This window comes from Runella limosa DSM 17973, assembly GCF_000482465.1.
In the GTDB taxonomy this organism is placed as follows: Bacteria; Bacteroidota; Bacteroidia; order Cytophagales; family Spirosomataceae; genus Runella; species Runella limosa.
The window spans coordinates 1-14,316 of the sequence record NZ_AXVJ01000065.1; the positions used below are offsets into that span (position 1 = coordinate 1).

Sequence of the window (14,316 nt, forward strand, 5' to 3'; positions counted from 1 at the left end):
GTCCAACAATATTTTCGAGATAAACAAGTCAAACAAGAATTCACAAAACCTGCAACACCCCAACAAGATGCGCACATCGAAGCCTACCATTCCATCATGGAAAGCTCTGTATGTCAGAGGTTTGAATTTGACGATTTGAAGCAAGCTCGAGAAACATTGGAGGAATTTAGAAGTTTTTATAATTTCGAGAGAATACATGGAGGAATCAACTTTCAAAGCCCTTACAAGTATTTGCTCAAACATAACATTGACATGAAAAATTTAACTCAAAATAAGACAAAAATCTGTGCTTGAAGTCTCTAACTTTCTATCATTTACGTGTCCAATAATTAGCGGTTAGCACAGTCTCACCCAGTTGCCAATTCAGACCTTTCAAGTTTTTAAGTAGTAAAGCAAAAGTTCTAGAGTAATTCAAAGTAGCCTCGGTAGAGGCACAACATTTGTAGTAGCAGCAAGCCTTTTTTTTAATTTTTGCTTCGGAGAAGCATAACAAAGCAACAGGTTATGCTTCCGCACAGGCGGCCCTGTCCGAAGCAAAAAAGATTCAAACTTTATGAACGAATTTTTCTACTACAAAGGTTACGCTTCGCCGAAGCGATATAAACCACTAATACACTAAAGTTTACGCACAATTACTTACTTCGTAGCTAACCAAACTTGGAAGGTCTAGTGTCCCAAACTTTTTATTCCTCGAAGCATTTCATGGGCAACTTTTTGGGGTTCAAAATCAGCTACTATTTGCCTTGATTTTTCTCCCATTTGGGTCAAATTTTCAACATTATCCACAAAAAGGCGTAACTTATTCACAAAATCAGGCAACACATGTGGGTTAAACACCCAGCCATTTGTGCCCACTTGTACCAAATCGTCCACGCAACCCGAAGGCTCCGACACCAATACGGGCAGGCCGCATATCATGGCTTCATTGACCACCAGCCCCCAAGGCTCCGACTCGCTTGGCAGCACCAACACATCGGCCAAGGCTAGGTATTCGGCTACTTCGTACCAAGGTACGCCCGCCTCAAATCGAACGTTGGAAATTGTCGCGGCCATCGTTTGTAGTTCCGCTTTTTGTTCCCCTTCTCCCAACAGAACCAGTCCCCAGTCAGGCGCATTTTTCTGTACTTCGGCAAAAGCTTGCAGCAGCAGTGGCAGGTTTTTGGGCGGAATCAATCGACCCACAAAAATGAAGTTATAAGATGCCCAATTTCGAGCGCTTTTACGGCTTTCTCGTTCGGCAAAAGCTCGGTGGTAATGTTCTAAAATGACGTCATTGTCCACAATAGCAGCTCTTTGCGTCACTATTTGAGCAGATTTTACGCCCAATTTTTCCAAGTACGCGGCTGAAGATTTCCCAAAACAGAAAAAGACATCGGCCTGACTCAACAAAAATTGCTTAAATCGCTCTTTGAGTCCCATCCGAACGTGGTCGCGAACGTTCGATTCGTTAGAAATCACTACTTTAATACCCCGCAGTTTGGCATAAAAAAGCAACACCCACTGCGCAGGATCATACCAACCTGTGAGGTTCAGCACATCAGGACGATAAGCATGAACTTTCGCCAGCAGGGCTTTGGTTCGAGCCCAAAGGCTCACTTGGTCGAGGGATGTTTTAAAAAGTACTTCGTAGTCGTAATCGTACCGAAAAGCCTCCGCCTCACCCATATTGGCCCGACTTTTTTCAGAAAGTGCAATTTGCACCACCTTAATTTCAAGCCCATACTGGGGAGCAAAACGATGTAGTTCGCTGAATAACTTGGACTTGTAGTGTGCCCAAAGTTGGTTATGGACGATGAGAACGCGCATGTTGGGCAAAATAAGCGTCGAGGTATTGTTTCAAAACAGGGTACAAATGTTTGGCCATAAACGCTTGTCCCTTGGCATTATAGTGAATACTGTCAAAATCAGGATTACGGAAAAGGTCTTTGGGCGGATGCAATTTAAGTTCATCAATCACAGGAATGTGATTTTTGCGGGCAAACGCCAAAATTTCCTCTCCTTGACTATCGTAACGATTTTGAGCAATTTCGGGTAGCTCAGGGTGCAAGTACATAAGAAATGGAATCCCCATGGCTTTGGTCGTATCGGCCAATTGTTGGTAACCCGTATTAAAGGTCGTTCCAAATTTATGAATCACGTCGTTGGGCGCGTGTTGGGTAGCAGGTGCCAACCACTCTTTCAACGGCGCCTCGATGTAATGATAAATAAACAACGTGTAAATGTAGCGGTGCCAAAACTCGTACAAGGCTACTTTGTATTGTTTATTGGGATAATTCGGATTTTCACCCACCAACTTATGATGGCTCATGTTGTCGTAAGCATCGTGGCTACTTGTCACCAAACCGATGACATCAGCTCCAAAGAATCCGTTCTTTTTCAAAAACGCAAAAGCATTGTCAGGCCCCCACGATCCCGCCGAAACGTTCAGCACGCGAACGGGCTGGTGATAGTGTTCCGTAAATTGTTTTTCTAACAATGTAGAAGCTAACTCCTCGTGGCTGGTAGGATTTCCACCATTGATAACCGAGTCGCCAATCAGCAACACGACCGTTGTGTCGGTAGGATTTATTGGCTCACTTCGCATCGAAAACTCGTTTGTTTTTACCACGTTTCGGAAACGAAATCGGTACTGATTTGGGACAAAAACGTACTCAAAATCAGGATCTTCGATGTAAAGTGGTGCATTGCAAAAGCCAAAACCTAAGCGCAAAATCAACTCAGACAGCCCCAACAAAGCCACCAAAATTAATCCATACTTGCGCCAATTTTTCTTCATTGTAGTGTATTTAAACGAGCCTTTTACAGCCCTTCGTAAATCTTAAATCGTTTCGTTTGTTTCACCAAACGGAATGTATAACCAGGAAACTGAGCTTTGAGCGACGGGTTGGTGGGAAGCTGTTCGTACGCTTCGTGAACAAACGCATAGATATTACCCGCTTTGCCTTCGTATTTGTCAAAAATAAAGCCACATCCCCGCGCAAATTTGTAATCAATGCTTCCTACCAATTTGCGGGCATGAATCGCATCGACATTCATAGAACCCGAAGTAAAATACAGAATATTCCCTGGTTTATCGACCGAATGAATAAAGGCAAGATCTTCGTTGGAAGCATGGCGTAGAGCAAATCCTGACGTTCCAGTCGCCGATTCATGCGTAATTTCTATTTTCTTCAACACAAACGTACTGAGGCCGTAGCCCGTATTCAGAATCAATAATAACCATAAAACGCCAGCTCGGTATGAAGTAGCAATCGGTTGTTGGAGCGCAGCCACCAGCAAAGGCAAAAATAGATACGCCACGACTTTGGTATGGCGATATTCGATAGATATATCGGCGCCTTTGTTGTACAACAATAAAAAAACGCCGCAATACACGACATAAAACCCCACAAATACCGCTCTAGCCGCCACATGGCGCGTCTCCAAAGTAATTCGAATCATTGCCACAAAACCTACCAATAGCAGCACATAATACAACCCATGCCCCCAAAGCGGAAAACTCGTGCGCTGAAGTAATTGAGGATAGATTTCGGCAATACTAAACCAGTGGGTCAGCGGATAGGTAAGCGTTTCAAAAGAAGCCCAAACCATTTTAAACGGTTGGCTTGTACTCGTAATCGGGCTAGTGCCTAAAGCGACAAACCCAAACTGAGTAATTCCTAAATAGCAAACGATGCACAGCCCTACAACCAATACACTCACCAAACTCGGGGTAAGTAATTTTCGGGTTTTGGCAAGGTCTGCCAAAAAAGCAAGTCCTGCACACCCACCCAGCGCGGCAAAGCCAATGGTATAAGCTGACTTTAAGAAAAAGCTAACCAACGAAAGCAACAACAGCCCCACAAAGAGCTTCAGCGGAGCGGAGCGGTATTTAAGATAATACCAAATAGTCCAAGATTGGCTCCCAAATAGCAGCAACTCACCACCCGTATAATTTAGAAAATTGATGGTAAAAAGACGTGAGGTGGCAATCAAAAACAAGCAAAGTCCAATCACAAGTTCGTCGAAACCCAATTCCCGATAGACAAAATACCAGCCGACCAATCCTACTATCGAAAACAAAAGCGTTACCCAAATACTGGCCGTACCCGTAGAAATGCCCAACAACTGACTCACTACGCCTGGAACAGCGTATTGTCCTGGACTCCACCACGTTAGGAACAACTCTTTATGCTGTGCAATGTCAGTAGGCGAAGGAATGGCCAATTGATTCAATGGCCCTCCGTTGGTCATGTCGTTCCATACCGATAAGCCAAATCCTGGGTCTTCTCCCAATACCAATGCAACCCAAAAACCACTTATCGTAAATGCAATCAGCAATACCCCAAGCAGCCATCGACTGGCCAATATTTTGTTGAAAAGAACCATGTAAAACAAAACGCTACCTTAGGCAGGTTGGGGTTGAAGAGGTTTGATGGAAGAATCGCTTGAATAAATTCCGAAGAATCGGATGTAAAAAACATAGACTAACCACATACTCAAGTCGATGGGGCGAGCTCCCGAAAATAGCGCGATTAGGACGATGATGGAAAAATAGGCCATAAACAACGAGAGGTCATTGGCAGGTTTAAAGAATTGCTGTACCGCAATAATCCCCATGACAAAGAAGAAGCTATTGAAGAGAATAAACCCCAAAACTCCTTGATTCACAAGCGCTTCCAGTGCAGGGACGTCAAAGAATTGCGATTTATAACCTTCCCCAAATAAAATAAGCCCGAGTGAACCTTCCCCCAAAAATTCTTCAAAAACGTACCTAAAACTATACACACGGTTGACGGAAGAATAATCAATTTCGGCGGATGCCTGATCAACTTCAACCCCAGTCACGGTATAGATTACCTTCCCAAAACGCGTAATAAACGCCTGTAAATACACTTCGAGGGCATACGACGCGAAGGCAAATTGCGACAGCAAAAATGCCACAATTCCGTAAACTGCGGCAACTAAGCCTAACGTACGCATCTGAAATACCGATTTTACTACGCTTTTCCCGTGAAAGGTCAGATAAATGACAGCCATGACACCAAGGGCAATCAAACTGGTATTGGTACGTGCCAAAATCAATACCCCCACCGAAAAAATAGCTACTAAATAATAGAATATTTTAACCAAGACGCTCTTCATACGAGCAGCCACAATAAACGATGCCAGAATACCACAGAGGGCATTGTTGGCGTAGGCGTGCGGGTTACTATTTTGGGTGTTTGCGGCAAACTTAATGGCAGCCCGTTCGCCAAAAGTCCAGTGCGGGTCACGCGTGAGGCTGTACAAAAGCCCCGTACTTGCCAACAACGAATAAAAGACCATGACAATCAGAATGATATGGACTTTATTATTGGGATAGTACATGGAGGCAAACAAAAAAAGCAGCGGGATAATGTACGTCAATGTTTCACGAAGTCGTTCGGGCTCGCCATTGATACTTGGATAGTATTTCCAATACAACCACCCCAATACAATAAATCCAAACCAACATGCAAATAACATTCGGTTTGGGAGATAGATGGTACGAAAGATATTGATAGGCATCAGTAGCAATAAGCCCAGCCCCCAATATAAAATGGTAAAGGTACTTCCACTAGGCCCTACCCCAAACCCATCGCGCAAGATAAATACGATGGGGTAAGAGTTCCAGAGCATGTTCACTCCTAGTGCCTGACGGTAGTATTTAAAATCGTCTAACATAGCTGTTGTTATTTAAACAAGCCGTATCTTAAAATACAGTAAATAGCCCTGAAGCCATCTTTCCAGTTAATTTTTTTGCCTTCGGCGTACGTTCTTCCGTAATACGAAACGCCCACTTCATAAATACGGATGTTCGGAATGCGCGAAATCTTGGCCGTGACTTCAGGTTCAAAACCAAAGCGTTTTTCCTCTAAAGATAACCCTTGAATCATATCGGTACGGAACAACTTGTAGCAAGTTTCCATATCGGTCAAGTTGAGGTTGCTAAACATATTGCTTCCAAACGTCAGAATTTTGTTTCCGATGGAATGCCAGAAAAACAAAATTCGGTGCGCTTTCCCCCCCATAAAACGCGACCCAAAGACCACATCTGCATGACCGTCCACTATGGGTTGTAACAAAATATTAAACTCCTGAGGGTCATACTCTAAGTCCGCATCTTGAATCACCAAGTACGTTCCAGTAGCTCGACGAATTCCTGTATGCAGCGCCGCGCCTTTTCCTTGGTTTACTTCGTGTTTGAAGTAGGCCAATTCTACCTGTGGATTGTTGGCCTTAAACGCCAAAATCTGGGCTTCGGTACCGTCTTTTGAACAGTCATTGACCACAATTATTTCTTTTTCAAAACCTCCAATCAACTCTACAGATGCAACAGCCTTCAATACCGTTTGAATCGTTTTTTCTTCGTTGTAGGCTGGAATGATGACACTAAGCTTTTGATTCACAAGTAACTACTATTAAAGTGTTTGATACAATGCCTTTCTGTTTTTGTACCACACACGTAAGTACTGTAACGAAGGCTTTTCAATAAAATAGGTAATGGCCGTAGCCAACACGAACGCTGCGGCCAAAGCTACGGTGCTCGCTTGCACAAACGACCACCCAAATTTATCTTTTAATACTGTGATTACCCCTACCGTAAAATAATGGTGAATCACGTACAGACTGTATGAGATTGTTCCTAAATAAAGCGTGACGCGGTTATTAATCCACTCTAACTTATGACTCACAAACAAGAAAAAGAGTACAAAATAAACCGTGGTAGTACCACTATATTCCCAAAAACTCAGAAATAGATTGCTACGTCCCGTTTTATCGTACAAATATAGTGTAACTCCGTAGGCAATTGCTATTCCGACTAACCTCCATCTGTCATATCCTTGGGTGAACATTTTGTAAAACAAGATACCTGCCCAAAACAGCTGAAAATGGTTCATTAACGGAAACCCTTTCAATATCACTTCATACACGCTAGGAGCTGCCACCCGCACCCATCCGTGGAGGACAATTTGTACCACCACCAGCCCCAATCCATACCATTCCAGTCGCCCTATTTGGTTGAGCCAAAGACCTAAAAGCATGACGCCATAAAAAAGCATTTCGACAATTAATGTCCAGTACGACCCGTCTAAGTCCCTGATACCGAAGTAATATTGGAACATCGTCATGTTGGCAATGTACTCCCCCAAACTGATTTGGCTGTACCCTAACCAGCTCCCAATGGCCATAAAAAGTGCCGTGAGGGTCACTGCTGCCCAATACACAGGGTACAATCGTGAAAACCGAGCTACTACAAAGTCAAGCACACTTTGGGTTTTGTTGAGGGTCAAAAAAATGACAAAACCACTGATAATAAAAAACAAATCGACGCCCGTTGCGCCCCAATTCAAGTGAAAAGGAGCATCGTACTGGTGCAATGTCAGGTGAAAAAGCACGACTGCCAGTGCTGCCACTCCCCTAAATGTATCCAGTGTTGCTAGTCGTTGATGCATGGTTCTTATATCGTCCTTTTTCACTTTGTGTTACAAAGTAAAATCATTCACTTTGTATTTCAAAGTGAAATTTTGGTTTTTAATTCATTGATTCACCGCCATCGGAATCAACTGCTCTTTGGACAAATACTGAACAATCAACGTCGCAAACTCACTTCCTCCTTTTTCAGTCAAATGGCACAAATCACAATAATAGTCCTTTTGACGGGGTAAAAGCTGATCCATATCCACAAAAAAGGTACCATACTGGGCTGCCAACTTCCGCAAAATGGCATTGTGCGCTTTGACCCCCGTATCGACATTTACAGGGTCGCCCCAAAGCCACAAGGGCGATGGATAAGGGCACTTGGCAAAATCGCGGTAGTCGGTATATCCACCGTTTCCTATCACGCTTGGTGGCACGTACAAAGCATAGGTCATCAACACCAGTTTTTCGCTTCTTTTGCGTGCTTCCAAGATAAGTTGCTCAATATTAGCTTGATAAGGCTTCCCCGTTTTTATCTCTTTGCCGTATTGAACCAAATCTGGATTAACCGTATTTAATTCTAAAAATTTCTTTCCTTTTAACTTATCTACCAACAAGTTAAACCCTTTATGGGTAATAAACGGTAACACCGTCCAGTTGACCTCGGGGTGTTGTTTGATAAGCGCCAAGTCGTAATACCACATCACGTGCCGATAATCGTCCGAAAAAAGCTGGCTCGGAATATTATTCGCACGGGTTTCGTTGATGGCCTCGTAGTAAATCACCAAATCGAACCGCTGTTTACCCAACATTCGGTACTTATTGAGGTTATCCAACGAGGTATGGGCTGGAGTCGCGGCATTGAAAATGCGAACTTTTTGACCGTTTGCTGTCTGTTTCAACAACGAATCCAGTGTTTTATTAATAGGTAGTCCAAACTCTAAACTCACCGCCGAACCACCCAAAATCAACAAGTCGAACGTATCGTCTTGTTGCGAAATGTTTTCTTTCTGAATCTTGACCAGTTCGGGATAGAACTTATCGGTAGGTTTCCAGAAAGGATACTTCATCACCACGGCGAGGGCCACGCGGCCCGTCAGCTCCAACACAACCCACAGCAACACCAGCGAGGCCGTTGCCAGAAGGAAAACATTCCTTTTTGTTTTCATTAAAATAATAACTTCTGACAGAAAACCTCCGCAGAATGGTCTTGCAGATAGGGCTTACCGTCTATGTCAATCTGATTTAGGTGTAAATAACGATGCATCGCCTCCCCTATGGCTTCGGGGCGATGCGGAGGAACAGTCACCCCCAGTTTATAATGTGTCACCAAACCTTCCATAACCCCCAAATTGGAGGCAATCAAAGGTTTACTGTACTTAGCTGCTAATCCTAAAATATTACTCGAACTATAAAAATTGATGTAAGGTACTAAGACCACATCCACGATTTTAAACACTTCGTTGGTACTGTGTGGATCAAAAAACCGAAAATGCTTTAGAAATTGAATTTCGGGGTAGTTTTTTTCGGCTTCATGGATGGCTGTAAACAAGGTATTCTCATACCCTTTTTCTGGCTCACCACATATCAAAAAACACATTTTTTGACGCTCTTCGGTAGGAATTTGCTTCAGCCCTTCAAGAATGTGCGGTACATTTTTTCGGGCAGATAAATGCCCATAAATTAAAAACACGCGGCGAGCAGCCTCCACTCCGTACTCGTTTTTAAGGATTTCGACCGATTTCTCCGCCATTTGCCCCACTTCAATGGGATCAGGTAAAAAATCGAAACGTTGCCCAAAACGTCGGTTGTATTCTTTTACGCCCTGTTTGTCATTGAGAAAAAAGATTTTCTCCAAATTCGGATTACGCAACATCCAGTTGATTTGCAATCCTTTTCGTAACCCACGCAAGTCACGGCGTACTTTTGCTTTGAATGTCGAACCATCTTCGTAGTCCTTACGAAAAGGCAAAAACAGCAAGCCTGACAACTTAACCCCTAATCGCCGAATTGCCCCACGCCCGACCTCGTACTGAAAGGCATCGATGTGCATAAAAATAATGCGATTGGCTTTGTATTCGTTGACCAAACCCGTCAGGTAATTCATTTCGGCAGAAGCACGGCGCAATACACTTGTTAGCGCCATGAATGCCTCTAATTGTTTCTCTGGAATATAACGAAACTGGACGTACTTCTCGTCTTTACCAAATCGCGCTTTTGCTCCTTCGTGGAGCACAAATACAAATTGGCTACGAACAGTTTCGGGCATTTTTTTGAGGTATTCTACCAAAAACTGCAAATAGTCCAAATGGTGCCCGCTGATGTCTCGGTCGTAAATAAGCGTACGTTCGGGAATTTTCATCATGCGTTATACCAATGCTTTATATACTTCTAATGTTTTCTGGGCGGTGGTTTCAGCCCTGAACAACGGAACACGTTCGTAGCCTCGCTGACGCATGGTTTGCTGGAGGGTTTCATCATAGACCACCTTTTCTACCGCTGCCCGTATCGACTCCTTGTTTTCTGCTTCAAAATAGACAGCCGCATCTTGGGCAATTTCATCAAACGATGTCCCTGTGGTAGCAGCGACGGGACAACCGCAGCTCATCGCTTCCAAAATGGGAAGTCCAAACCCTTCCATCAACGACGGAAACACAAATACTTGCGCTTCTTCGTACAGCTGAATCAAGGTCATGTCGTCGATAATCGGTTGGTAAATCACGCGACTTTGCAACCCTTGCTCCGCAATCGCTTGTTTTTCTTCGGGAGAAAACCCTCCTCCTCCCGCACAAACCAAGTGCAAATCTTTGTCGTTTTTTAACAATGGCGCCACCGACTCAAAGAAGCGGTCGAAGTTTTTATAAAAATCGCGTTTACCTACAAAAAGTACAAAGCGGTCGGGCAAGGTCAGTGCCAGCGAATGATTGGCCGTGGGCCGTTCAAAATAATTCCCCAACGGTACAACTTTGACCTTGGCTTCGTCGATGCTGAAATACTCTAAAATACTACGCTTGGTCGCTTCCGAAACCGAAATAACCACATCCGCTCGCGTCAGCAATCGTTGTTTTAATTCGGTAAGCCCTTCACCAAGCACTGGAAATTGCCTTCCGTACTTTTCACTTAGTGCATCATGAAACGTAATAACGAGGGGCTTTTTCCCTATTTTATCCAAAAAATAGGAATGATAGTAGGTAGGGTGAAAAATATCAAAATCGCCCGCGTTTAGCTTGGTAGAACTACAAAGACGGTTAACCAGCGAGAAGGCTTGATTAGCCCTGAAATTATTTGCCAAACGTGCGTAGCCCCAAGGGTGAGCGTAGGGCACATTGCGTAAGTATTCGTTGTTAGAAAACTTCAAAGAGAGCTCAAAATCAACATCTTTTCGTTCCCAAAAAGCGTTCATTAACTCAAAGAAATACCGCGAAATACCTCCATACTGGGAGCCAGTGAAAGTCTGGTGGTCATATAAAATTTTCATGCAGTACGCATTACCGATAAAAAACGAACCGCATTTTGCGGAGATTTCCCGCAAAAGTACAAAAAAAGGGTTAACAGTTTGAGTTACTGGTCGATTTTATGGTAAAGTGGAAAGTACCGAATCGAATCAATCATGGATTGAATACTTTGTCGGAGCGATTGTTTCCACCCAGGCACCGTTGGACGAAGTTGAGTCCGCACCGAAAAAGGCGCCGCTGGCACTCCTCCGTGCGATTGAACGCGCTGAAGATACGCTTTTTGCAACGCCAATGCTCCTGCATACTGGTTGACAATGTTATTGGAAATACTTTCCTTGAAGTTAAAAAATGCCAATGGCGTTTCTTGGTTCACTCGCCAACCGCTGGGCGTCGAAGTAACGATACGTTCGTGCAGGTTGTGCAAAGCGACGTTCCAACCTAGGTTTTTGTTTAACTTAACCTTATCAAAATAAATGGGGATGTAGTTAAGCCACAGTTGGTCGTGGTTCATGCCATTGCACACATCGAAATAAGCACGGTCGGTCAGGCGTTCTTGCCACCATTTTAACAATTTCCGCGTGTTATCTGTCGCTTTCATGGCCCAAAAACCTGCATCGTACATGCCCGTGTTCAAAAACAGCTTTTCATCCCCGTACGAAGACTGACCAAAAGTACGCGTCAAACGCGGTGTCAAAATCACATCATAGTTTTGAAGCTGGGCTTCTATCTCTGACCAATCCCCTAACCACCAGATGGTTGGATCAAAATAAACAATTGCATCTGCTTGCTCTTTTTGCAAAAAATAGTCGGCAAAAAAAGGTTTACTCGCTGCGACAAGTGCCGTGGCATCATAGCGTTGTTGCATCGATGCCACTTCGCTATGTCCCAAGTCAGCGAATGAAACTCCCTTTTCTAACGTTCCTGCGACGGTTCCAATTTTAAAAGAAACACCAGCTGGTAGGCTTTCGGCCAATACTTTTACAAAAGGATATTGGTCGGGAGTACAAACAGTAAAAACAATCGTTTTCAATCGAACAGAGGAGTTTTGATTCAACAGGTATTTATTTTAAAACCTTCTTCGAGATTTCCCAAGTTTCTTTTTCTAGCGTAAGTTAAACTTGGAAAGTCTTTACAGAACCTTCCCGAAAGTTTTGAAACTTTCGGGAAGGTCAGACTGGAAAGTCTTAGCTCAACAATCGCAAAGCGGCTTCCAGCGGTTTAATCAGCAACTGACGAACGCGCTGGTATTTATAGACAGGTTCTTTTTTGATATAAAAACAAGGAAACTGGCGGTAGTAGGCATTGTGATTTCGGAGCAATTCTTCCCGATAGTAATCAAACAAAGGGTTCAAATCAGGACGTTTTTCAAAATCAAAACGGTCTTGGTATTTTGATACGACACTCGGCTTGGCAGGGTCATAACCACTGTAGTGAAAAAACACAACGGGCTGGTTATCATTCACCCAATGCTCACCTTTATTTTGGGAAAAACGCCGTTCGTGCATATTCCAGTAGGCGGCATTCCATCCTGGGTGCTTTTCGACGTGGATATTATTCCAAAAAACAGGAGCGAAGTTGACCCAATTTTGGTCAACAAACAGTCCGTTGCAAAGATCAATTTTACATTCATCGAAAAGCTTTTCTTCCCACCATTTCACAAACTCCATGGCTTCAATGCTTTTGTGTAAGGCGATAAAACCAAGGTTATACACGCCCGTATTGAGGTGATGAAGTTCGTTTGGCGTCAGTTGGTCGTCGATGGGAGTGGCAAGGTGAGGCGTCACCACAATATCATTGGCTTCGAGCAAATTTTCGAGCTGAGTCAAAGGCTGATAGACAATAATATCGGGGTCGAAATAAATCACATTTCGCACCTGCGGCACCTTTTCAAAAAAATAGCGGATAAAATAAGGCTTTACGGCCGTGTTAAGTTCGGTAATGTTATAATGCTCACACATCTGATCTAGGCCATCGACACCTATGCGATGCAACTCTAACAGCTCAAAATCAGGGAGTTTATCTTCTGGTACTTGGGCTACGTCCAAGCGATCGACCAATCCGATGATAAAACGAATATGAGGGTTGGTTCTTTTTAACGAATCGCCCAAGGTACGTGCCTGAGCCAAGTAGTTAATCGAACACAGCGTAAAAGCTAATGTCATTGTTTGGGTGCTATCGTGCTAATCAATGTGCAAATATCTGACCTACACGGGTAAATGCCAACTATTCCGTCGTCTAATCCACAAATGTTAGGGGTTTAAGCGGCGAATGGTTTCTACTACTTTGGCAACGCTGGCGTCGGTTTCGTGCCGTTCTAATACCTTTTCCTTACCTCGTTTCCCTTGCTGACGACGTAAATCTGGGTTCTCAATGAGCGTAATGACGGCTTTACTCATCGCAACTACGTCCAAATAGGGCACCACAAAGCCTGCATCTTCTTCTACCAATTCGGGGGCTCCACCGCTTTTTTCAAAACAAACAATGGGGCGTTCGGCCAAAGCCGTTTCTAATACCACCAACGGGTACGGGTCTTCGCGGGAGGTTAGCGTAAATACGTCGAATTGGCTCAAATACTGGAATACTTCCGACGTGAGTCCAACGTGAATGATGCGTTCTGATAACCCCATGCGTTCGGCGTCAAAGCGCTGCACTTCGTACAATTCCGAATCTTCGCGCATCCCTACCCACACAAAATACACAGGACGTTCACCAAAATGCTGAATAACTTGCTGGGCTACCATCATAAAGACGTCATTGCCTTTTCGCCATTCGGCATGGCCACACCCGCCTATAAGTACCGCGTTGGTAGGAACTCCCAATACTTTCCGAATGTCCGTTTTTCGGCCATCCTCTATTCTTTGAAGAATTAATGGAATGTCTATGATTTGAAACGTACTAATCTGAGCATCGGGGTACTGATAGGTAGCTTTGAAATAATTAGCAACGGCTTTCGACACGACAATCAGGTGATTGGTATTGGCCATCAAATGCGCCATGTCGTCGGGATGGCTATATTTTTTGATGGACATTTCCAATTCGTGTGCAAACAAGACGGTAGGCACAGATAAAAAACCCAGGTGTCGATAAGCTGCGGCCGCCGCAATGGTGTTGGCAAAAATCAATCCGAAACTTTGGGCTTCCATCTCGGCCCGAAACTGCGCCCAACGCTTGGCCAATACTCGATGCTTAATGCGTTCTTCCCAGCCAACCAAGCGTAACACTTTGGTCACTAAAGGCGAAAAATGAACATCCCCCAAACGAGGCAAGCGCGTAGTGGGTACTACTTCCCGAAACTCCTCTTCCAATGGGCCATCGCTACAAAGCAATAAGTGCATGGGAAGTCCCTGTTGCTTCAATTGTCGTAGCAACTGCAACAAGACAATCTGCCCCCCTGCTCGGTTTGCGTCGTGGCTTATGAAGAGAATTTTTTTCATTGTTT

General features: G+C 44.0%; 13 protein-coding genes. 1 reads left to right on the forward strand and 12 read right to left on the reverse strand.

Annotated features, from left to right (window positions below; all coding sequences use genetic code 11):
• Positions 1-294, forward strand: a 294-nt coding sequence (locus K339_RS32895; RefSeq protein WP_028523186.1) for an integrase core domain-containing protein, incomplete at its 5' end; no start/stop codon positions are given.
• Between the two features lie 372 nt (positions 295-666).
• Here K339_RS32895 and K339_RS0107760 read toward each other — a convergent pair.
• The 12 genes from K339_RS0107760 to K339_RS0107815 form a co-directional block, all read right to left on the reverse strand.
• Positions 667-1,806 (reverse strand): glycosyltransferase family 4 protein, encoded by a 1,140-nt coding sequence (locus K339_RS0107760; protein WP_028523103.1) that lies wholly within the window; start codon positions 1,804-1,806, stop codon positions 667-669.
• Complete coding sequence (locus K339_RS32900; protein ID WP_051397872.1) at positions 1,784-2,776, reverse strand: SGNH/GDSL hydrolase family protein; 993 nt, start codon at positions 2,774-2,776, stop codon at positions 1,784-1,786. Before K339_RS32900 ends, K339_RS0107760 begins: the two co-directional genes overlap by 23 nt.
• Positions 2,777-2,799: 23 nt before the next feature.
• Positions 2,800-4,368 (reverse strand): hypothetical protein, encoded by a 1,569-nt coding sequence (locus K339_RS0107770; RefSeq protein WP_028523104.1) that lies wholly within the window; start codon positions 4,366-4,368, stop codon positions 2,800-2,802.
• 18 nt (positions 4,369-4,386) lie between these two features.
• The gene (locus K339_RS0107775; RefSeq protein ID WP_028523105.1) at positions 4,387-5,685 is read right to left on the reverse strand and encodes a hypothetical protein; all 1,299 of its coding nucleotides are present in this window, start codon (positions 5,683-5,685) and stop codon (positions 4,387-4,389) included.
• Between the two features lie 8 nt (positions 5,686-5,693).
• Positions 5,694-6,410, reverse strand: coding sequence for a glycosyltransferase family 2 protein (locus K339_RS0107780; protein ID WP_028523106.1), 717 nt, complete (start codon positions 6,408-6,410; stop codon positions 5,694-5,696).
• Positions 6,411-6,422: 12 nt separating this feature from the next.
• Positions 6,423-7,457, reverse strand: coding sequence for an acyltransferase family protein (locus tag K339_RS0107785; RefSeq protein ID WP_028523107.1), 1,035 nt, complete (start codon positions 7,455-7,457; stop codon positions 6,423-6,425).
• Between the two features lie 84 nt (positions 7,458-7,541).
• Complete coding sequence (locus K339_RS0107790) at positions 7,542-8,591, reverse strand: SGNH/GDSL hydrolase family protein (protein ID WP_028523108.1); 1,050 nt, start codon at positions 8,589-8,591, stop codon at positions 7,542-7,544.
• Positions 8,591-9,787 (reverse strand): glycosyltransferase, encoded by a 1,197-nt coding sequence (locus K339_RS0107795; protein WP_084332140.1) that lies wholly within the window; start codon positions 9,785-9,787, stop codon positions 8,591-8,593. Before K339_RS0107795 ends, K339_RS0107790 begins: the two co-directional genes overlap by 1 nt.
• 3 nt (positions 9,788-9,790) lie before the next feature.
• Complete coding sequence (locus tag K339_RS0107800) at positions 9,791-10,900, reverse strand: glycosyltransferase family 4 protein (RefSeq protein ID WP_028523110.1); 1,110 nt, start codon at positions 10,898-10,900, stop codon at positions 9,791-9,793.
• An 83-nt stretch (positions 10,901-10,983) separates the two neighbouring features.
• Complete coding sequence (locus K339_RS0107805; RefSeq protein WP_037299614.1) at positions 10,984-11,907, reverse strand: hypothetical protein; 924 nt, start codon at positions 11,905-11,907, stop codon at positions 10,984-10,986.
• A 154-nt stretch (positions 11,908-12,061) separates the two neighbouring features.
• Entirely contained in the window at positions 12,062-13,039 is a 978-nt protein-coding gene (locus tag K339_RS0107810; protein WP_028523112.1) for a glycosyltransferase family protein, read from the reverse strand.
• A gap of 87 nt (positions 13,040-13,126) precedes the next feature.
• The gene (locus K339_RS0107815) at positions 13,127-14,311 is read right to left on the reverse strand and encodes a glycosyltransferase family 4 protein (RefSeq protein ID WP_028523113.1); all 1,185 of its coding nucleotides are present in this window, start codon (positions 14,309-14,311) and stop codon (positions 13,127-13,129) included.
• Between the last annotated feature and the right edge of the window lie 5 nt (positions 14,312-14,316).

Excerpts from the sequence above, each read along its gene's own strand:
- K339_RS0107760 (WP_028523103.1), bottom strand. The coding sequence starts at position 1,806 with ATGCGCGTTCTCATCGTCCATAACCAACTTTGGGCACACTACAAGTCC.
- K339_RS32900 (WP_051397872.1), bottom strand. The coding sequence starts at position 2,776 with ATGAAGAAAAATTGGCGCAAGTATGGATTAATTTTGGTGGCTTTGTTG.
- K339_RS0107770 (WP_028523104.1), bottom strand. The coding sequence starts at position 4,368 with ATGGTTCTTTTCAACAAAATATTGGCCAGTCGATGGCTGCTTGGGGTA.
- K339_RS0107775 (WP_028523105.1), bottom strand. The coding sequence starts at position 5,685 with ATGTTAGACGATTTTAAATACTACCGTCAGGCACTAGGAGTGAACATG.
- K339_RS0107785 (WP_028523107.1), bottom strand. The coding sequence starts at position 7,457 with ATGCATCAACGACTAGCAACACTGGATACATTTAGGGGAGTGGCAGCA.
- K339_RS0107790 (WP_028523108.1), bottom strand. The coding sequence starts at position 8,591 with ATGAAAACAAAAAGGAATGTTTTCCTTCTGGCAACGGCCTCGCTGGTG.
- K339_RS0107795 (WP_084332140.1), bottom strand. The coding sequence starts at position 9,787 with ATGATGAAAATTCCCGAACGTACGCTTATTTACGACCGAGACATCAGC.
- K339_RS0107800 (WP_028523110.1), bottom strand. The coding sequence starts at position 10,900 with ATGAAAATTTTATATGACCACCAGACTTTCACTGGCTCCCAGTATGGA.
- K339_RS0107810 (WP_028523112.1), bottom strand. The coding sequence starts at position 13,039 with ATGACATTAGCTTTTACGCTGTGTTCGATTAACTACTTGGCTCAGGCA.
- K339_RS0107815 (WP_028523113.1), bottom strand. The coding sequence starts at position 14,311 with ATGAAAAAAATTCTCTTCATAAGCCACGACGCAAACCGAGCAGGGGGG.